We start from the raw sequence: 18888 nt of genomic DNA on the forward strand, positions 1-18888 counted from the left end.
TTTTAATGCAAGATTTGTACTTAATTAAACAAGAAAATCCATTTCAAATACGATTTCTCAAAATAAATAGTATTTTTGCAAAAGAATAAAATAGCAATGCAAAATTTTAAACAAAAACAAACCGGAAAAAAGGGAGCTGTAAAGTTTTCAAAGGTTTGGAATACCTAAGAGTTGCGTTGCATAAAAAATAATTAATGTGGCAGACTCTTTTCGAAGAATCTGTCTTTTTTTATGCTAAATTAAAATTATGAACCCAAAAGAATTATTAAAGATTGCCAATGAATTTGGAACACCGTTGTATGTTTACGACGCAGAATCTATTAAAAATCAATACGAAAAGCTTACATCCTCTTTTTTAAAGCACACCAAGTTCTTTTATGCTGCAAAAGCTCTAACGAACATCAATATTTTAAAATACATAAAGAATCTAGGCGCTTCTTTGGATTGCGTATCGATCAGTGAAGTGAAATTGGGTTTAAAGGCAGGTTTTACTAAGGAAAAAATACTTTTTACACCCAATTGTGTTGATCTGGCTGAAATTGAAGAAGCGATGCAACATGGAGTTCACATTAATATCGACAATATCTCGATTCTTGAGCAGTTCGGGAACAAGTACGGAAATACCTATCCCATTTTTGTAAGAATCAATCCACATATTTACGCTGGTGGAAATCATAAAATCTCCACCGGACATATCGATTCAAAATTCGGAATTTCAATTCACCAGATGCGTCACATCGAAAGACTCATGAAAAGTACAAATCTGAATGTGGAAGGGCTTCATATGCATACGGGAAGCGAAATCAAAGATCCTGAAGTGTTTCTGCAGGCTCTTGAAATTATGCTTGAATTATCTGAGCATTTCCCGAATCTGAAATATCTGGATATGGGGAGCGGTTTTAAGATCCCATATCAGGAAAGCGACATGGAAACTGATGTGAAGGCGTTAGGAAAGAAGGTTGAAAAAGCAATTTCAGATTTTTCTAAAGAGACCGGAAAAAAGTTTGAGCTTTGGTTTGAGCCGGGGAAATTTCTTGTAGGAAAGTGCGGATATTTATTGGTAAAAGCAAATGTGATCAAGCAGACTACAGCGACAGTTTTTGTGGGCGTGAATTCAGGATTTAATCATTTGATCCGTCCGATGTTCTATGATTCTTACCACACCATTGAAAATTTATCAAATCCAAAAGGTGCTGAAAGAATCTATACGGTAGTCGGAAACATCTGTGAAACTGATACTTTTGCCTGGGACAGGAAACTTAATGAAGTGAGAGAAGGTGATGTTTTGGCTTTCCACACAGCAGGAGCATACGGTTTTGAAATGAGTACCAACTTCAATTCAAGATTAAAGCCAGCCGAAGTTCTTTTCTTAGAAGGAAAAGCGCATCTGATTAGAAAAAGAGACGAATTTGAAGATCTTTTGAGAAATCAGATTGAAGTACTATAATCCACGTTAAAAATATTTTATAAGAAACTTTACAAGTCTGTGAGGTTTCTTTTTTTGCCGTAATTTTGTTTTAAAATAATCTTATGAAAACACTTGCATTATTTTTAGGAATTTTCATATCAAATCTTGCATTGGCACAGTATGATGTTGAAGAAAGAGACGATCATAATATGATGACCGAAAACAATAAGAGTATTTTAAAAATAGACATTCGGGAGCCTCTTTTGCAGGTTGCAGTGAAAAAGTGTAATGATTTTAAAGCGCTTCATATAGAAGGAGGAATTCCGGCTTATAAAGAAATACTGAAAAATTACATGTATGATTATCTCAATTCTGAATTTTATGTACTGAACGGAGATTTTACATTCACATTAATCATTGACGAAAACGGAAAATTGACTCATATGGAAGGTTATCCAAAAGTTTCAAATAGTGAGATTTTTTTTGACGATATGAAATATATATTGAGAAGAATCAAAAAAAACTGGATTCCGGCAAGCTGTAATGGGAAATCGGTCACCTCACAGATTAAAATTAAAATGAATTTAACTTCTATAACTACAGATTTATAACATTGATAAGCGTTCAATAGTTGTGAAATTTTGAAGAAACATATTATAAAATGAGTACAATGATATATCGTGTTATATTATTTATTAGTATTCTTTCAGGCAATCAAGTATTTGCCCAAAGAGATGTTTTAGATCAATATCCCATTGGTCAGGATTTTTATGCAGGCGGAATAAATGAATTGAATAAAGAGTTGGTAAAAATTGTTAAAGAACATAAATTTCTACCTTGTGAAAACATTTCTGAAGAATACACAGTTCAGATTCTTGTAAATGAAAATTCGACCATTAATTATGTGAAAGATTTTGACAGTGTAAATATTCAAAGAAATAAATGTGCTTTTGATTTCAGTCGTAAATTGATTCCTTATCTGAAAAGATGGATGCCGGCAAAAAAACAAGATAAATTTGTTGCAGCCATTGCAAAAATTGGAATAAAACCGTTCTATTTATATTATTCAAAAGATGATCCGCGTAAAAATGAAACAAAAAATCCGGTTTACTCAAAAGGAATGGAAGATTTTGGAAGTGAAGTAAGTTCTATTTTTCAGGCTAAAATAAATAAAAACGAAGATAAACGTACTGTACTTACATTTGTAGTGAATGAAAAAGGTGAAATGGAAGATTTCAAAATTGATGGTGATTATACTGCAAGTGACAAAAATAGTATGATAAAAGCACTGTCCAGAATAAAAGGAAAATGGCAACCCGCTACTTTTAATGGTATACCGTTTAAGACGAGACTTAGACAGCCATTGCGTCAAAATTTTGATATCCAGACCCAAGTTGAAGGACTGAGTACATCTACAAATCAAAATAAGTACAATAATGGATACCGATAATCTTCTGCCATTCTGTCACAAGATTTTGTATCTTTGCAAATAATTTGAATTTATAATTTAAATTCAAAAATTTTAAATTTTACAATAGTGCAGGAAAAATATATAGACGAAACAAAACAAGGCGAAGCTTTTGCCATTGCAGAGAAAACCGGAAATTCTAAAAAATTATTTTTAGAAAGTTATGGCTGTCAGATGAATTTCTCTGATTCTGAAATTGTTGCCTCTATTCTTAATGATCAGGGTTACAATACCACATTGAAAGTTGAGGAAGCAGATTTGATTTTATTAAATACCTGTTCCATTCGCGAAAAAGCTGAGCAGACCGTAAGAATGCGTCTTGCACAGTTTAAAAATCTTAAAAAAGAAAGACCCAACATGACCGTTGGCGTCTTAGGTTGTATGGCTGAAAGGCTTAAAACTAAATTTTTAGAAGAAGAACAGCTTGTGGATTTAGTAGTCGGTCCCGATGCATACAGAGATCTGCCCAATCTTTTAAAGGAAACCGAAGACGGAAGAGATGCCATCAATGTAATTCTTTCTAAAGAAGAAACTTACGCGGATATTAATCCTGTTCGTTTGGGAGGAAATGGTGTTACCGCTTTTGTAACGATTACCCGTGGTTGCGATAATATGTGTACATTTTGTGTCGTTCCTTTTACAAGAGGTAGAGAAAGAAGCCGTGATCCACACTCAATTTTAGAAGAATGCAAAAGTCTTTGGGAAAGCGGTTATAAAGAAATTACCCTTCTCGGACAAAACGTAGATTCTTACCTTTGGTACGGAGGCGGTCCCAAAAAAGATTTTTCAAAAGCATCAGAAATGCAAAAAGCCACCGCGGTTGACTTTTCAAAACTTTTAGATTCTGTTGCGAAAGCTGTTCCTCAGATGAGAATCAGATTTTCTACATCAAATCCTCAGGATATGAGCCTCGATGTTTTCAGAACAATGGCAAAACATGACAACATCTGTAATTATTGCCATTTGCCGGTTCAGAGCGGGAGCAACAGAATGCTGGAAGCTATGAACAGGCAACACACCCGTGAAGAATATTTAGAATTAGTAAGAAAAGCAAAAGAAATCGTTCCTGATATTTCGTTTTCTCAGGATATGATCATCGGTTTTTGTGGAGAAACGGAAGAAGATCATCAGGATACTTTAAGTCTGATGAGAGAAGTAGAATATGACTACGGCTATATGTTCTCTTATTCTGAAAGACCGGGAACTCCGGCCCATAAAAAAATGGAAGACAATATTCCTGCAGACATTAAACAAAGCCGTTTGGCAGAAGTAATTGCTTTACAAGGCGAATTATCAAGAAAGAGAATGGAAGGCTACGTAGGAAGAGTTCACAGCGTTTTGATCGAAGGAGTCTCAAAGAAAAATAAAAACCAGTGGAAAGGCAGGAATTCCCAAAATGCTGTTTGTGTTTTTGATATGCTGGAGGGTCAGAAATTGGGTGACATTGTGGATGTTTTTGTGTTTAATAATACACAGGGCACACTTTTAGGGGAAACGGTTACAAAGTAAAATATGGATAAAGATTTAACTAAAAAACAAATTTTTAAAAATATTTCTGCATTATCGAAAAATGCAAGAAATAAAACTGTTTTTGGTTTAGATCAAAAAAGACAGACACTGTCTTACCTTTTTATGTTGTTGCTTAATAAGAAGATTTTATTAATATTTTAAACTCAGACAATGGAAAAATTTCATAAATATTGCCTGAGTGTATTACTGGTCATAGTTTACAGTAATATTTCGGCACATACAAACAACGAATCTATAAAAAATATTGACTTTAAACAGTTTCAAGAAATTTATAGTCAGTTTTTGAATTACGAGTTTGATGATTCACAAGAGTTTTGTTTAAATGAGGAATCTGCATGCAGTTTTGCAATACATAACAAAAAGAATGCGGCCGATCTTATTGGAAACTCTATTTTAGAGAAACAACAAAACAATCCTTATTATAAAAAGTGGGGAGGAGATTTTTCTTCAAAAGAAAAGCATCAGAATATCCTGATAAACTTTGAAAAACAAAATAAGCGGAACGATTTTGCTGATCACATTGATCTTAAAAGTAAAGTTGCTAAAATTAGAAATAAGGATGATTTAAATATTAAAAAATAATACTTAGAAAACAGCAAGATGAAAAATCACAAAGCGATTACTCATCAATTTCAAAAATCATTATTTTTTAATATTTAAATCAAGAAAATGGCAGACTTACAATCTATAAAAGCACGTTTTGGTATCATCGGAAATTTTCCGGCTCTGAACCGTGCTTTAGAAAAATCTATACAAGTTGCACCTACCGATATTTCAGTTTTGGTTATCGGGGAAAGTGGTGTAGGAAAAGAATTTATCCCCAAAATCATTCATTCAGAGTCAAAAAGAAAACATCAGCCTTATATCGTTGTCAACTGCGGTGCAATTCCTGAAGGAACCATCGATTCTGAACTTTTCGGACATGAAAAAGGAGCTTTTACAGGCGCAACAGCAACCCGTAAAGGGTATTTTGAAGTTGCAGATGGCGGTACAATTTTCTTAGATGAGGTAGGCGAATTACCTTTGCAGACGCAGGTTCGTTTATTGAGAGTTTTAGAAAGCGGTGAATTTATGAAAGTAGGTTCTTCGCAAGTACAGAAAACCAATGTGAGAATTGTTGCGGCTACCAATGTCAATATGATGAAAGCGATTCAGGACAGCAGATTCCGGGAAGATCTGTTTTACCGATTGAATACGGTGCAGATTGATATGCCGGCTTTAAGAGAGAGAAAAGGTGACATTCACTTGCTTTTCAGAAAATTTGCGATTGATTTTGCCGAAAAATACAGAATGCCTGAATTACAGCTTGAGGCAAGTGCAGTTCATTATATCGAAAATTACACATTTCCCGGAAATGTGCGACAACTCAGAAATCTAGTTGAGCAAATGACGGTGGTAGAAACAGATCGGAGTGTGACTGTCGCAAAATTAGCAGAATATATCCCGATGGATTCTCATCTGCCAATGGTTGTCAATCATCCGAATTCGCAAAAACAAACTGATTTTGGAAACGAAAGGGAAATCATGTACAAAATTCTCTTTGATATGCGGAATGATATTAATGATTTAAAATCCTTAACTTCGGAATTGATAAAAAATAGAGGTGTAAATGACCTGAGCAATCAGGAAAAGAATTTAATTAATCGAATTTATACGCCTGAGCCACAGCAGAATACAAGTCCGAATTCTTTATTGTTTTTTGAAAATAATAACGTTCAGAATATTCAGAATCCAACGATTGTGTCAAACACAGAAGATAGTTATGAAGATTTCGAAGACATTGAGATAGAAGAAAACAGACCAGAATCTTTGTCGCTTCAAAATAATGAAAAAGATTTGATTATCAAGGCGTTAGAAAAGCATAACGGACGAAGAAACAGAGCTGCAGATGAGCTCGGAATTTCGCAGAGAACCTTATACAGAAAAATAAAACAATATAACTTAGAAGACTAAACCATTAAATATTAAAATCAAAAATTATGAACGTAAACTTTACCGCAAAACCAATCAATTTTAAATTAGGAGAATACCTGAGTAAAGGTTTTGAACTTTTGAAAAAAGATTTCGGAAACATTTTCGTAGCATTTTTATGCTGTCTTGTGATGGGAATCATTCCCTTCTGTGGAATGTTGGGAGCAGGAAATTTCTATGAGTATTTAAGAAAAGTGAATAGAGGTCAACAGGCAAGCCCGAGTGATGTTTTTAATTTTGATAAATTTATGCCTTACTTTATACTTCAATTGATTTTGATAGGCGGATTCATGTTAATTTATATTCCGTTTATGATTTTGATGCCGGTCATAGCCTATTCACAAGGTGATGATCCGTCACCGTGGATTATGTTTATAATGATGCCCATTTTTGCAATTATTTACATAGCGTTTATTTATATTATGTTAAAAGGCTTTTACATTCCGGCTTTGATCTCTTTGAAAGATGTAACAGATATTAAAACTGCTTGGAACACTTCAAAGGTTATGACTAAAGGTAATTTGCTCTCCATATTTTTGTTTTCACTTTTATTGGTGATCATCATGTATGCAGGTATTCTTGCTTGTGGTATTGGTTTATTTGCTACTATGCCTTTCGTATATGTGGCCAACTATTTTGCTTATGAAGATGCAATGAGTCAGATTGAGCACGACGAGATTTCAGAAATTGGAATTCAGGAAAAATATTAAGTTTTAAAAATTTATGATGAGTCAGTTGAAAAGCTTCTTTCTATTAATTATTTGTGTCGGATTTTTAAATTCCTGCTACAGTTTTACAGGCTCATCGCTCGTTGATGAAAAAACAGTGCAGATCAATGAATTTCCCAATAACTCACCATTGGTAAATCCTACCTTATCACAGCAGTTTTCAACGGATATTCAGAATAGGTTTTTGCAGAGAACGACTCTCAAAGGAACAAAAGAAAATCCGGATATTCTGATTGAAGGTGAAATCACTGATTATACGATTACGCCTACAACAATCAGTTCTACCACGCAGAATACAGCTGCAGGTGTTATTCAGGATTCACAGAATAAACTGACAATTACGGTTAAAGTTCATTACGAAAATAAGCTGCATCCAGATCTGAGTTTTGATAGAACGTACTCTGATGAAGCGGTTTTCAACAGTAACTTATCACAAAATGACATTGAGGTTTCGCAGGTGAAAATTGCAACAGACCGGATTATCAACAAAATTTTTAACGACATCGTAGCGAATTGGTAAGATGATACATACTAGAGTTTTAGAATTATTAAAAAATCCGAAAAATATTCAATCAGAAGATCTCCATCTTTTGAAAGAGGAAATTAGTTCTTTCCCCTATGTTCAAAACATCAGAGCATTGCATTTATACGGGGTTCATTTGTATGATAAAGAAAATTATCAGAAAGCACTTTCTGCGACTGCTGCTTATACCACAGACAAAAAAATACTGTATCAGCTGATTAACGGTAAAATCCATCAGATGAGTCCTGAAATTGTCGGAGAAAAACAGGAAAAAGTTTTTGAAAATCCAGTCGAAGCTCCTCTTGAAGACAATAAGACATCTTTAGAAAATAAAAATAAGCAGGAAGAGATTTCCATAAAGAGAGAAGCCATAAGTTTCTCAAATCACGACTATGAAGCTGCTTCTGAAGGTTTGATCGCCCAAAAGCCTGAAATCAAACATTTGGTTGTAAGAGGCGAAAGAAACAGGATTTTATTTGATGGCGAAGAAAATTTCTTAGATGAAGTCAACAACGAAACCATCGATCTTGAATCCACTTTAGAATCAGGGGTTATTGTCACTCACAAACCAGTCACTAATCAAGATAATCTGACTAAAACGGATGACGAACAAGCAATTGTTGCCGAAGAATTAGCCGGAACATCTTCTGGAGCAGAAGTTAAAACTCCAATTAAAACAGAAATTCAGGCTGAAGAAATTACAGATAATGCTGAATTAAATTTAGAGGAAATTTTACCTGAATCAGATGTAAATTTAGCAGAAAAGATTGCTGAAGCTCCGAAATCTGAACTCATTGTTAATGAAAACAAGATTGAATCTGAAAATGTTTCTAAAAAATTAAGCAATGAAAACGAGTTAAGTTTTCAATCAATCCAATCTTTAGAAACTCAAATAAAAACCGAAATTTCAGGAGAAGAAACTCATCAGTCTCAGCCAAATCAGACCGAAGAAACTACAGAAATTTTAAATCCTGAATTGATTGTTGAAGAAGAAAAACTTGAATCTGAAAAAGTTGCAGGTAAAATTAATGATAATGCCGAATTGAGCTTTCACGGAACAGATTCTTTCTTCCCGGAAGTTACCATAAGGTCAAATAAAAGCCAGGAAACCGCACAGCCAAAGTCTGAAGCTCCAAAATCAAACATTAACAAGCATGAGGACGAAATGCGCCGTCTGATAGAGGAAGTGGAGAAGAGAATGAAAGCGAAAAAAGAAAGTGTACCGGAAAAGAAGGAAATTGTTGATGAGGAGACAGGCCACGACATCAGCTTTGCAGAAACACAGGCATTTCATGTAGGTGAAGAGCAAAAAGCGGCGGAAGAAGTGGTTGTAAAAGAAGCTGAGCTGATTGTAGAAGAAAAGCTTGAAGAAGAAAAACCTGAGGAAATTAGTAAAGTAAAAGATGAAGTTTTAGAGTTAGAATCAAATACAGAACCCGTTTCCGCTTGGAAACCAATGAGTTTTGAAACAAGTTGTCCGGATTCTTTGCTAAATAATCCTATTGAAGCTTTTCAACCCAAAGAAATTCAGAAATCTGAGGAAAGCCTTACCTCTGAAACAGTAATCGAAGAAAAAACAACAGAAATTCTGGAAGAAACTCATTCTGGAACTGTTGGCTCTGAAATTCCTGATGAATCGAAGAACACCGGAACAGCAGAAGCCCCGGAAAAAAAGGACGGTGAAGCTCCTGTAATGAATGTTTCATTTTTCGGATCAGATATTGCAAGCTTAGGTCTTTCTTATAAATCTGACCAAAAAGCAAAAGAAGAAGCCAAGCAAGAAGAAAAAAAGGCTGCTCAACAAAAGATCGACGAAAGCAATGTTCCAGGATTTATTAATACCTGGCAAAGCTGGCTGAAAATCGATCGTGCACAGGAGGCCCCAATTGATAAAACTGAGATCAAAAATAAAGTCATTGAATCATTCATTGAAAACAATCCGAAAATCAGTCAGTTAAAAGATGAGGTCAACTTTGTTGTAAAAGAAAAGACCGATGATATCTCTCATCTGATGACAGAGACTTTGGCCAATCTGTATATCGAGCAGAAACTGTACTCGAAAGCGGTAAATGCATTTTTGGTTCTGGCCAGTAAATTTCCAGACAGAAAAGAATATTTTGAAGCAAAAATTCAGGAAATTAAAGATAACAGAGGTAAAAGCTAAACCCTAATAAAAGCAAAAGTCAGAATCAATTTCTGCCTTTTTATTCAGTTCATAGAATTCGATTGTCTTCTGTTTCTTAATTTTCGCCACGCTTTTCGGCCTAAAATAATCACTATAATTAATATGGCTATTGTTAATACAGCAGCAATAATGGGTGCAGTCATTGCCAAAACAGACATCAATCCTGCTCCTGCTGTTTCAGTAGTTCCCACAACAGAGTTTCCAAGTCCGCCGGTTGTTGCCGTAGAAGCTGCTCTGAGTCCTGCAAACCCGGAACTTATTGTAGCAGCAGTTCCGCCACCTGCAATCAGCGCTAATGCCCACTGCGGAAAAGTGCCCAATTCTGTAAACTGACTTGCAAATAATAAAGATCCGGCAACGGTCGCCATCGGTACAGAGATTGTATCCAGTAAGTGATCGACAAAAGGAATATAATAGGCAAGAATTTCTGCAATCATCGCAATTCCGGTGGTGATTAAAGCAGGCAGGCTCGACAGCCATTCAAAACTTTCACTCATCGGAATCCAATGAAAATAAGAGGCTACACTTACTGCAAACATCGGTAAAAATACCCTGAAACCAGATGCAGCAGCCAAACCGATACCTATAAAAGCACTTAAGATATAAGGTAAATAAGGAATTTGATCTAGCATTTTAATTCGTCAATTGTTTGCTTAAAGCTACAAAATTATAAAATGTCAATCGGGATTTATTTTTTGTTAAGATTTCGGTGTAAAAAAATAAAAATTTGCGTTATCAGCTCAATCTGCGAGATATAAATAGTATAGCTCAGCTTCAGTACAAAAAAATCTCTGAAAATTTATAATCAATTGAACTTAATCTTTCTTCTGAGACTGACACAATTTTACAAACTGTTCTTCAACTTCCTGAAATTTCTCAGGCAATTCAGGAGAAACCCAAAACAGCATAGCCACCGTTTTGTCTCCGAAATATTCTTTAAACAAATCTTTATTTAAACGATAGCATTCTCTCAAAAGTCTTTTGATACGGTTTCTGTGAACCGCTTTCTTGAAATATCTTTTTGAAACTGACACGCCCAGTTTCACATTTTCTGTTGCAATGTCGGGATGGTTTTTCAGGATAATGATTCTCAGATTCCCATTGTTTTTCCATTTGCCTTTTTCGAAAAGCAAAGTAATGTCATCTTTTTTTTTAAGTTTCTCCTCTTTAGGATATTTAAAGTTCTGCATCAGTCTTTTTCACTAAATGATTGATGACTTCCGCAGCCGCGTACAATCCGAAAATTGCAGGAATATAACTGATGGTTCCGTAGAATGATCTTTTGTAATTGCTTCCGTCGGTCATTTTCAGGCTGTCTTCATCCTGAATTTCACTTGAAAAAACACATCTGATGCCCTTATCTATTTTTTCTTTTTTCAATCGTTTTCTTACTTGTTTTGCAAGATGGCATTCAGCAGTTTTGTGGATATCTCTCACCATCACCTTTGAAGGGTCAGATTTTCCACCGGCTCCCATTGAGCTTACAATTTTTATTCTTCTTCTTTTCGCGGCAATGATCAGGCTCACTTTGGGTGTGATGCTGTCGATGCAGTCTAGTATATAATCGAACTTACCGGCATCTAAAACTTCACCCATTCTTTCAGGGTTCAGAAATTCATTGATTTTTACCAGTTCAAGCTGCGGATTAATATCCATCAGTCTTTCTGCAACCACTTCCACTTTATGTTTGCCAACTGTTGAATGTAATGCAGGAAGCTGTCGGTTGATGTTTGTAATATCTACTGTATCGCCGTCTATAATGGTCATTTTTCCGATCCCGGCTCTTGCCAGAAATTCGGCAGCAAAAGATCCTACACCGCCCAAACCTACTACGAGAACACTCGCACTATTTAATATATTTATGCCTTCTTCTTTGATCAGAAGTTCCGTTCTTTCCAGCCAAAACTTATCCATTTTTTATCGTTTCTAAATTTTCTATAATCTTTTTTTGAAGTTGTTCTATTGAGATTTTCTTAATTTCCGAGACTTTCTGATACAATTCTTTGATATCAAAATCGTCGTTATCAGTCTCTAAAAATAGCTTATCTAAAGGAACAGTTTTCAAAGTGTCTTGCAAAGATAGATGATACAAAACGGCTTTCCCAAAACTCAGATAAAAATTATTTCTCAGGAGATCATTTGCAACGCTTTGTTTTTTATTAAAACCATGAATGATCATTGCTTGTTCAGACTTTTTCCTGAAAGAAATGACCTCATAAAATTTCTTTACACAATGAATGATCAAAGGTTTTTTGAATTCATTAGCTATTTTGATCTGCCTTAGGAATACGTCTTCCTGAATTTTCATATCAAGAGAAATCAATCCATCCAAACCGCATTCTCCAATAGCGAAACAGTTGTCAGTTATAACAGATTGTAGCCAATCAAATTGATTTTTAATATTTTCTTGTTGAATATCTTGCGGATGAATGCCTGCGGAAAAAGAAACTGCTGAAGGTTGGCTTCCTGTTTGCAGATTATAAATTCCACCAGGAATATTTTTTTTGTGATGATGAAAATCAAAAAAATCCATATTCAAAAATACAATAAATAAATTTTAATAAATTATTAAACGTTCGTTTATAATCATATTAAAAATTTCTTAACTTTACTAAAACAGCACATGGGAAAAAAATTTACAGATAAACAAATCCATATTTTAGATATTGCAGAAGAGTTGATTGCTAAAAAAGGATATGAAGGGACTTCCGTACGTGATATTTGTTCTAAAGCCAACATCAATGTGGCGATGATTTCATATTATTTTGGGTCCAAAGAAAAGATGATGTCGTATCTTTATCAGTATCGTGTTTTGAAAACGAGAGAAAATTTTTCTGAATTTGCAGACACTATTAAAGATGGAAAACCGGAAATGCAGATGAAAGAAATGATTAAATATATCGTTGGACAGCTATTTAAATACAATTATTTCCATGGTTTTGTCACTCAGGAATTGCGCCATACCGAAAACCTGAAAGATGAACTTCTAGATTTTTATCAGTTATTTGTCAGAAAACTGGATGACGTCATAAAAAAAGGAGTTACTTCCGGAGTTTTTACTTTTACGCCAAAACCGGAAGACATCTTGACTACTATTATAGGTTCTACGCTATTCGTGATTCGCAATAAAAACTTTTACGAGCTGTATGTTCCTCATAAGGATGATGAAAATTATACCAAAGAGGCTGAAAAAAAGGTGAGAATGAATCTGTTGATGAATGTTTTTGCCGTTTTGGGATACGCAGCCGACTAATTTTGCGTTAAATAATCATAAAAAAAAATCTTTTAGCAAAAAAGTTATATTTTTGCAAATTAATAGATCGGTAAAACCGAAAACTGTTGAATTTTATATGAAGAAATATATTTTAGGTATTTTTGCCATAGCTGTCATCTCGGCATGCACAAGTCAGCAAGATAAAGCGATGAAAAGCGCGGATAAAAATTTTATCCTGAAAGCCGCTAATGAAAATTTCGCTAAAAAGAAATGGAAAAATGCTTTGGCTCTCTACGACAGACTTCCTAATCTGGTTGCTGGTACTGATGATGCCCCGAATGTGGTTTTCAATTCTGCATATGCCAATTATTATGATAAAAACTATAAGCTTGCAGGTCACCAATTCAAAAACTTTGCAGTAAGTTTTCCTCAGGATAACAGAAAAGAAGAAGCATCTTATATGTCAGCTTTATGTTACTACAATGGGTCGATGGATTATAATCTTGATCAGACGAGTACAGAGTTGGCCATCAATGAACTTCAGGATTTCCTTACCAATTACCCGAATTCTGAAAGATCAAAAAATATCAATACCCTGATTGAAGAACTGTCGTATAAATTAGAATTTAAGGCCTACGAAAATGCTAAACAGTATTACAAAATGGCTAATTACAAATCTACAGACGCAGCATTTGAGAATGTTTTAGGAGATTTCCCAAGTACAAAACTTCGTCCACAGATTTATGATTACATGATGAAGTCAAGATATCTTCTTGCGCAAAACTCTGTTTATGAGTTGAAGGATGAGCGTATAGAAAGTGCATTGTCATTTACAAGATTAGTTGAAAAAGAACTGCCGAATACAGAATACTCTAAAACAGCTGTAGATATAAGACAGAAGCTTGAAAAAGAGAAAAAGGATTTTGTAATTGTAAAGAAACTGAACGAAGAGAGAATTGCAATACTTACGGCCAAGCAAAAGAAATTAGCTGATAAATTAGCACAAGACTCTAAAACCGAGCAGCAGATCAAGGATCAAGTGTCTAATGAAAAGCAGGCAATGCAGATCCAGAGGGATAGCGCAGCGTTGCAGACACCTCCTCCGGCAGCGACTTTCAAAATCCAAAGATAATTCGTAAATTTGCCATCTTATAAATAAAATAATTTTCTGAAAATGAGCGTAAAAGATACAAAAGCAGAAGTAAATACTATTACTTACGATAAAGATAAGATTGAAGAAAAAGTAGGTTCAATCTATGAAGCTATTGTTATCATGGGGAAAAGAGCAGAGCAGATCAATGCAGAAATCCGTACTGAGTTACACAATAAGTTAGACGAGTTTGCGGTTCACAATTCCACATTGGAAGAAGTTTTTGAAAACAGAGAGCAAATCGAGATCTCTAAACATTACGAAAAACTTCCAAAACCAACTTCTATCGCTATCCAAGAATGGCTAGACGGTGAAGTGTACTTTAGAAAGACTGAAGAGAGAAACTAATCACTCAGGTGATTTTTATACATGAAGGTCATAAAGAAATTATTTTCTTTATGACCTTTGCTGTTGCTATAGGTTTCTATTCTTAGAAAAAAGAAGTATTTTAGTGCTTTAAAAATAATCTACATGGATATTTCCGGGAAAAAGATTCTCATTGCCGTTTCTGGTGGAATTGCTGCCTACAAAATTCATTTTCTCATCAGGGATTTTGTAAAAAAAGGAGCAGAAGTTCAGGTGATCATGTCTCCTGATGCAGAAAATTTTGTAACGAAACTGAGTCTTTCCACTTTATCTAAAAATCCGGTTTATACAGATTTCTATGGCGATAACGGAGCGTGGAACAGTCATGTAGAATTGGCACTATGGTCAGACGTGATGATCATGGCTCCTTGCACAGCCAATACTTTAGCCAAAATGGTTCATGGGATTTGTGATAATTTAATGATTGCAACCTATATGTCTGCAAAATGTCCAGTTTTCATCGCTCCAGCAATGGATTTGGATATGTATCAGCACCCTTCTACGAAACAAAATTTAGAATTGGCAAAAGATTATGGCCATATTGTAATTCCAGCGGAAAGTGGAGAACTGGCAAGCGGATTGATCGGTCAGGGGAGAATGTCCGAGCCGGAAACTATTTCAAAAGCAGTGGAAGATTTTTTTAGTCTCAATGAAAATAAATCTCTGCTGGGAAAAACAATTTTAATCACAGCGGGACCAACGTATGAAGCAATCGATCCTGTGCGGTTTATCGGCAATCACTCTTCAGGCAAAATGGGATTTTCTTTAGCTGAAGAAGCCGCAAAACGTGGTGCGAAAGTAATTTTGATTTCCGGACCGAGTTCTTTAAACTCAAAACATGAAAACATTCAGCTTTATAAAGTGACTTCTGCAAAGCAGATGTTCGATAAAGTGTTTGAGTTTTATGATGAAATTGATATTGGGATTGCGAGCGCAGCAGTTGCTGATTACGCTCCAAGAGAGGTTGCTTCAGAAAAGATTAAGAAAAATGAAGATACTTTCACTATCGAATTGATTAAAAATCCCGACATCCTTAAAACGATGGGTGAGAAAAAAACAAATCAGTTTTTGGTTGGTTTTGCACTTGAAACCCAAAATGAAGAAGAAAACGCAAAAGGTAAGCTGGAAAAGAAAAATCTTGATATGATTGTTCTCAATTCGCTTCGTGATGAAGGCGCAGGATTTAGAAACGATACCAATAAAATAAAAATATTCACCAAAACAGATACAACAGAATTTGATCTAAAATCAAAAGAAAATGTGGCAAAAGACATTCTCGATTGTATTGAAGATCAGCTTTTAAAATAATTTTTATAAATTTCCGTTCTCAACAATTAAATTATACTTGGTTTGGCTTACAAACATTTAAGATAGATACACATGAAAAAATATACGATACTTTTATTTTTACTTCTGTTTTGCAACTTTGGTTTCGCTCAGGAGCTTCTAGCAACGGTTCAGGTAAATGCACAGCAATTGGGGGGCAGTAATCAGCAGGCTTTTAAAGCTTTGGAAAAAAGCCTTAGAGACTTTGTAAATAATACAAGCTGGACTGGGAAAAAGCTTCAGAATTTCGAAAAAATAAAATCTAATTTTTCTATTGTTCTCAGCGAAAGAGATGGGAACAAATATAAAGGGAGTATTGTTATTCAGGCAGTTCGTCCGGTTTTCAGCTCATCTTATGAATCGCCGCTAATCAACCTTCAGGATACAAAATTTGGTTTTGACTACGTTGAAAACGAAAATCTGATCTTCAATGAAAGACAGTTTTCAGGAAAAAACTTAATTGATGTCATCAGCTTTTATGTGTATCTCATTTTAGGCTACGATGCCGACAGTTTTCAGGCTTCCGGCGGAACACAATGGTTTACCAAAGCGCAACAGATTGCACAAAATTCCCAAAATCGTGGCTATGATGGGTGGGGACAAATCAATGATCCGAGAAGCCGTTCTATTTTGATCGGAGAAATTTTAAATCCAAACATGAGCCAGCTTCGCCAGTCGATGTACACGTATCACAGAGCCGGATTAGATGGATTATTTAATCAGGATCAGACCCAACCCAAAAAGATTATTTTTGATGCATTGATGCAGCTAAGAACATACGAAAACTCTTTCCAGCAGAATTATTTCTTCAATACATTTATCAACACCAAGTATGATGAGATTTTCAATATATTTAATTCAGGAAACAACGGCGGAATTGTAATGAATGACTTAAAGCAGCTGATGATCACTTTTGCACCCAAGTATGCCGATACGAGATGGAATAAGTGGAGGTAAAAACACCTTATTCTTGAATTCTGAATTCTAAAATTTTATATTTGCAGTAATAAAGTAATCTGCTACTGATCATGCTTTCGAGAATATACATTAAAAATTTCGCCCTTATAGATGCATTAGATGTGTCTTTAAAAAATGGTTTACAGGTGATTACTGGGGAAACAGGTGCCGGAAAATCGATTATTTTGGGTGCGCTTCGGTTGATATTGGGCGAAAGGGCAGACTTAAAATCAATTTCCAAAACTGAAGAGAAGAGTATTGTAGAAACAGAGTTTGATCTAAACGATCAGTTTAAAAAATTCTTTATTGAAAATGATCTCGATTATGAGCATCAGACGATTATAAGACGTGAAATTTTGCCTTCAGGGAAATCCAGAGCATTTATCAATGATGTTCCGGTGACATTGGATGTGCTGAAAGAATTGACTTCACAGTTAATTGATATTCATTCACAGTTTGAAACGTCAAATCTTTTTACCGCAGATTATCAGTTTAAAATTATCGACGGACTGTCGGAAAATAAAAAATTCATTGAAGACTATCAGCAGGATTTTTTAGAATTTCAAAATTTAAAATTACAGCTTAAAAAACTACAGACTCAGCTTTCTGAAAACACAAAAGAGAGCGACTATAAACAGTTTTTACTGAACGAACTGGAAGATCTGAAGCTGGATGATGTAGATTATGATGATTTGCAGAATCATCTTTCCGTACAGGAAAATGCGGAAATGATTTCTGAAAATATAGCCCAGATTCTGGCAAGATTTCACCAGGAAGAAATCGGGATTCTGTCTTTCTTTAATGAAGCTAAAAATAAACTGTCGAAAATTGCCGAAGTTTCTCATTCTTTTTCTGAATTGGATGAAAGATTGGAAGGCACTTTTGTTGAATTAAAAGATATTCTTCAGGAGTTGGAAGACGAAGCGGAAAAAATAGAGATCAATCCTGAAAATTTAGCTTTACTTTCTGAGCTGAATAATAAAATTAATACCTTATTTTTAAAACATAACGTTTCAGATCTTAATGAGTTAAAAGAAATCAGAGATCAGTTATCAGGCGAACAAAAAGGAACAGCGGAAATTGAGGCAAACATTTCTGAAATCGAATTGAATATTTCAAAAAAGGGAAAATCGCTTCAGTCTTTGGCTGAAAAACTTTCAAAAAACAGAAAGAAAAGCGTTCCTGTTTTCATTAAAAAAGCAGAAGATCTGTTGAAAAAATTAGGTCTCGAAAAAGCAAAAGTAGACATAGAATTAACTGAAATTCCGGAATTTAATCAATTTGGAAGAGAAAATATTCAGCTACTGTTTCAGGCAAATTCAGGTTTTCCTTTAAAACCTATTCAAACTGCCATTTCCGGGGGTGAAAGATCGCGTGTCATGTTGGCAGTGAAGAAAATTATTGCTGAAAGCGATATGCTTCCGACTCTTATTTTAGACGAAATCGACACAGGAGTTTCAGGAAAAGTTGCTGAAGAAATCGGGAATCTGATGCGTGAAATGTCTCAGGATATGCAGCTGATCGTTATTTCTCACCTTGCGCAGGTTGCCGCAAAAGGAAATGATAATTATAAAGTTGTCAAAGAAGATATCAACGGCAAAACACAGTCGACCATCATCACTTTAGGCGAAGAAGAAAAACTGAATGAGATTGCACAATTGCTTTCCGGAAGTAAGATTACGGATGCTGCTTTGGCGCAGGCTAAAGAGTTGATTGGATAATTTTTTTGAGAAATTTAAATGTTTTAGTATTAGAGATGTCATCCTGAGCTTGTCGAAGGAACTCATTTTATTTTTCTAATTCTTCAATTCTTTTCTTCAACAAATCGATTTCTATGCTTTTTTGCTGATTCTCTTTCAACATCTCCATCAATTCTTTTTAGTTTTCTAAAAGAAACTCAGGGACATTGCAATAATAATTTCCGCTAATACTTCCATTATTACTCGTAATAGTATTTTAAAAATAATTGTAATATTTTGATTTTCATTACTTTCTTTTATTTCTTCAATATTACTTTCCAGTAATTTTGAAATCCTTTCCTATTCTTCTTCAGAAATTTCGA

Annotated in this window: 20 protein-coding genes; 16 read left to right on the forward strand and 4 right to left on the reverse strand. The window is 34.8% G+C overall.

The genetic code is table 11. The features are described from left to right. Positions 1 to 247 precede the first annotated feature (247 nt). The 10 genes from lysA (at position 248) to K0U91_RS07310 (ending at position 9792) form a co-directional block, all read left to right on the forward strand. Positions 248 to 1447, forward strand: coding sequence for a diaminopimelate decarboxylase (gene lysA / locus K0U91_RS07265; protein ID WP_220178934.1), 1200 nt, complete (start codon positions 248 to 250; stop codon positions 1445 to 1447). A gap of 83 nt (positions 1448 to 1530) precedes the next feature. Continuing rightward, positions 1531 to 2019 carry a hypothetical protein gene (locus tag K0U91_RS07270; protein ID WP_220178935.1) on the forward strand — a complete coding sequence of 163 codons (489 nt, stop codon included), beginning with the start codon at positions 1531 to 1533 and terminating at the stop codon, positions 2017 to 2019. A gap of 50 nt (positions 2020 to 2069) precedes the next feature. Continuing rightward, positions 2070 to 2858 carry a hypothetical protein gene (locus K0U91_RS07275; RefSeq protein ID WP_220178936.1) on the forward strand — a complete coding sequence of 263 codons (789 nt, stop codon included), beginning with the start codon at positions 2070 to 2072 and terminating at the stop codon, positions 2856 to 2858. Between the two features lie 87 nt (positions 2859 to 2945). Continuing rightward, positions 2946 to 4385 (forward strand): tRNA (N6-isopentenyl adenosine(37)-C2)-methylthiotransferase MiaB, encoded by a 1440-nt coding sequence (miaB, locus tag K0U91_RS07280; RefSeq protein ID WP_220178937.1) that lies wholly within the window; start codon positions 2946 to 2948, stop codon positions 4383 to 4385. 3 nt (positions 4386 to 4388) lie between these two features. Further along, positions 4389 to 4547 carry a hypothetical protein gene (locus K0U91_RS07285; RefSeq protein WP_220178938.1) on the forward strand — a complete coding sequence of 53 codons (159 nt, stop codon included), beginning with the start codon at positions 4389 to 4391 and terminating at the stop codon, positions 4545 to 4547. 9 nt (positions 4548 to 4556) lie between these two features. Further along, the gene (locus K0U91_RS07290; protein WP_220178939.1) at positions 4557 to 4988 is read left to right on the forward strand and encodes a hypothetical protein; all 432 of its coding nucleotides are present in this window, start codon (positions 4557 to 4559) and stop codon (positions 4986 to 4988) included. Between the two features lie 87 nt (positions 4989 to 5075). Further along, positions 5076 to 6359 (forward strand): sigma-54 interaction domain-containing protein, encoded by a 1284-nt coding sequence (locus tag K0U91_RS07295; RefSeq protein WP_220178940.1) that lies wholly within the window; start codon positions 5076 to 5078, stop codon positions 6357 to 6359. A gap of 26 nt (positions 6360 to 6385) precedes the next feature. Beyond that, a complete protein-coding gene (locus K0U91_RS07300; protein ID WP_219969727.1) occupies positions 6386 to 7087 on the forward strand; it encodes a hypothetical protein in 702 nt (233 codons plus the stop codon). Positions 7088 to 7103: 16 nt separating this feature from the next. Then, positions 7104 to 7625, forward strand: a complete 522-nt coding sequence (gene lptE / locus K0U91_RS07305; protein ID WP_219969726.1) for an LPS assembly lipoprotein LptE — start codon at positions 7104 to 7106, stop codon at positions 7623 to 7625. 1 nt (position 7626) lies between these two features. After that, positions 7627 to 9792, forward strand: a complete 2166-nt coding sequence (locus K0U91_RS07310; protein ID WP_220178941.1) for a hypothetical protein — start codon at positions 7627 to 7629, stop codon at positions 9790 to 9792. A gap of 44 nt (positions 9793 to 9836) precedes the next feature. On the opposite strand, the gene K0U91_RS07315 is transcribed toward K0U91_RS07310, so the two are convergent. The 4 genes from K0U91_RS07315 to K0U91_RS07330 form a co-directional block, all read right to left on the reverse strand. Continuing rightward, the gene (locus tag K0U91_RS07315; protein ID WP_220178942.1) at positions 9837 to 10445 is read right to left on the reverse strand and encodes a DUF4126 domain-containing protein; all 609 of its coding nucleotides are present in this window, start codon (positions 10443 to 10445) and stop codon (positions 9837 to 9839) included. 183 nt (positions 10446 to 10628) lie between these two features. Further along, positions 10629 to 11003 carry a ribonuclease P protein component gene (rnpA, locus tag K0U91_RS07320; RefSeq protein WP_219969723.1) on the reverse strand — a complete coding sequence of 125 codons (375 nt, stop codon included), beginning with the start codon at positions 11001 to 11003 and terminating at the stop codon, positions 10629 to 10631. Next, the gene (locus tag K0U91_RS07325) at positions 10990 to 11727 is read right to left on the reverse strand and encodes a tRNA threonylcarbamoyladenosine dehydratase (RefSeq protein ID WP_219969722.1); all 738 of its coding nucleotides are present in this window, start codon (positions 11725 to 11727) and stop codon (positions 10990 to 10992) included. Before K0U91_RS07325 ends, rnpA begins: the two co-directional genes overlap by 14 nt. Next, positions 11720 to 12346: a TatD family hydrolase gene (locus tag K0U91_RS07330; RefSeq protein WP_219969721.1), complete on the reverse strand. Its 627-nt coding sequence runs from the start codon at positions 12344 to 12346 to the stop codon at positions 11720 to 11722. The genes K0U91_RS07325 and K0U91_RS07330 overlap by 8 nt, the downstream gene beginning before the upstream one ends. 90 nt (positions 12347 to 12436) lie before the next feature. On the opposite strand from K0U91_RS07330, the gene K0U91_RS07335 reads away from it, so the two are divergent. The 6 genes from K0U91_RS07335 (at position 12437) to K0U91_RS07360 (ending at position 18547) form a co-directional block, all read left to right on the forward strand. Continuing rightward, the gene (locus K0U91_RS07335) at positions 12437 to 13066 is read left to right on the forward strand and encodes a TetR/AcrR family transcriptional regulator (protein ID WP_219969720.1); all 630 of its coding nucleotides are present in this window, start codon (positions 12437 to 12439) and stop codon (positions 13064 to 13066) included. 97 nt (positions 13067 to 13163) lie between these two features. Then, positions 13164 to 14159, forward strand: a complete 996-nt coding sequence (locus K0U91_RS07340; protein WP_220178943.1) for an outer membrane protein assembly factor BamD — start codon at positions 13164 to 13166, stop codon at positions 14157 to 14159. Between the two features lie 42 nt (positions 14160 to 14201). Continuing rightward, a complete protein-coding gene (locus K0U91_RS07345) occupies positions 14202 to 14525 on the forward strand; it encodes a DNA-directed RNA polymerase subunit omega (protein WP_129535667.1) in 324 nt (107 codons plus the stop codon). A gap of 123 nt (positions 14526 to 14648) precedes the next feature. Further along, complete coding sequence (gene coaBC, locus K0U91_RS07350) at positions 14649 to 15851, forward strand: bifunctional phosphopantothenoylcysteine decarboxylase/phosphopantothenate--cysteine ligase CoaBC (RefSeq protein ID WP_220178944.1); 1203 nt, start codon at positions 14649 to 14651, stop codon at positions 15849 to 15851. Between the two features lie 72 nt (positions 15852 to 15923). Further along, positions 15924 to 16826 (forward strand): type IX secretion system protein PorD, encoded by a 903-nt coding sequence (gene porD, locus K0U91_RS07355; RefSeq protein ID WP_220178945.1) that lies wholly within the window; start codon positions 15924 to 15926, stop codon positions 16824 to 16826. A gap of 71 nt (positions 16827 to 16897) precedes the next feature. Continuing rightward, a complete protein-coding gene (locus K0U91_RS07360; protein WP_220178946.1) occupies positions 16898 to 18547 on the forward strand; it encodes a DNA repair protein RecN in 1650 nt (549 codons plus the stop codon). Positions 18548 to 18888: the final 341 nt, after the last annotated feature.

It is taken from the genome of Chryseobacterium sp. LJ668, assembly GCF_019613955.1.
Lineage (GTDB): Bacteria > Bacteroidota > Bacteroidia > Flavobacteriales > Weeksellaceae > Chryseobacterium.

Excerpts from the sequence above, each read along its gene's own strand:
- K0U91_RS07325 (WP_219969722.1), bottom strand. The coding sequence starts at position 11,727 with ATGGATAAGTTTTGGCTGGAAAGAACGGAACTTCTGATCAAAGAAGAA.
- K0U91_RS07335 (WP_219969720.1), top strand. The coding sequence starts at position 12,437 with ATGGGAAAAAAATTTACAGATAAACAAATCCATATTTTAGATATTGCA.
- rnpA (WP_219969723.1), bottom strand. The coding sequence starts at position 11,003 with ATGCAGAACTTTAAATATCCTAAAGAGGAGAAACTTAAAAAAAAAGAT.
- K0U91_RS07300 (WP_219969727.1), top strand. The coding sequence starts at position 6,386 with ATGAACGTAAACTTTACCGCAAAACCAATCAATTTTAAATTAGGAGAA.
- K0U91_RS07270 (WP_220178935.1), top strand. The coding sequence starts at position 1,531 with ATGAAAACACTTGCATTATTTTTAGGAATTTTCATATCAAATCTTGCA.
- K0U91_RS07275 (WP_220178936.1), top strand. The coding sequence starts at position 2,070 with ATGAGTACAATGATATATCGTGTTATATTATTTATTAGTATTCTTTCA.
- coaBC (WP_220178944.1), top strand. The coding sequence starts at position 14,649 with ATGGATATTTCCGGGAAAAAGATTCTCATTGCCGTTTCTGGTGGAATT.
- lptE (WP_219969726.1), top strand. The coding sequence starts at position 7,104 with ATGAGTCAGTTGAAAAGCTTCTTTCTATTAATTATTTGTGTCGGATTT.
- K0U91_RS07345 (WP_129535667.1), top strand. The coding sequence starts at position 14,202 with ATGAGCGTAAAAGATACAAAAGCAGAAGTAAATACTATTACTTACGAT.
- K0U91_RS07330 (WP_219969721.1), bottom strand. The coding sequence starts at position 12,346 with ATGGATTTTTTTGATTTTCATCATCACAAAAAAAATATTCCTGGTGGA.
- K0U91_RS07285 (WP_220178938.1), top strand. The coding sequence starts at position 4,389 with ATGGATAAAGATTTAACTAAAAAACAAATTTTTAAAAATATTTCTGCA.
- K0U91_RS07340 (WP_220178943.1), top strand. The coding sequence starts at position 13,164 with ATGAAGAAATATATTTTAGGTATTTTTGCCATAGCTGTCATCTCGGCA.
- K0U91_RS07310 (WP_220178941.1), top strand. The coding sequence starts at position 7,627 with ATGATACATACTAGAGTTTTAGAATTATTAAAAAATCCGAAAAATATT.
- K0U91_RS07290 (WP_220178939.1), top strand. The coding sequence starts at position 4,557 with ATGGAAAAATTTCATAAATATTGCCTGAGTGTATTACTGGTCATAGTT.
- lysA (WP_220178934.1), top strand. The coding sequence starts at position 248 with ATGAACCCAAAAGAATTATTAAAGATTGCCAATGAATTTGGAACACCG.
- K0U91_RS07295 (WP_220178940.1), top strand. The coding sequence starts at position 5,076 with ATGGCAGACTTACAATCTATAAAAGCACGTTTTGGTATCATCGGAAAT.
- K0U91_RS07360 (WP_220178946.1), top strand. The coding sequence starts at position 16,898 with ATGCTTTCGAGAATATACATTAAAAATTTCGCCCTTATAGATGCATTA.
- porD (WP_220178945.1), top strand. The coding sequence starts at position 15,924 with ATGAAAAAATATACGATACTTTTATTTTTACTTCTGTTTTGCAACTTT.
- K0U91_RS07315 (WP_220178942.1), bottom strand. The coding sequence starts at position 10,445 with ATGCTAGATCAAATTCCTTATTTACCTTATATCTTAAGTGCTTTTATA.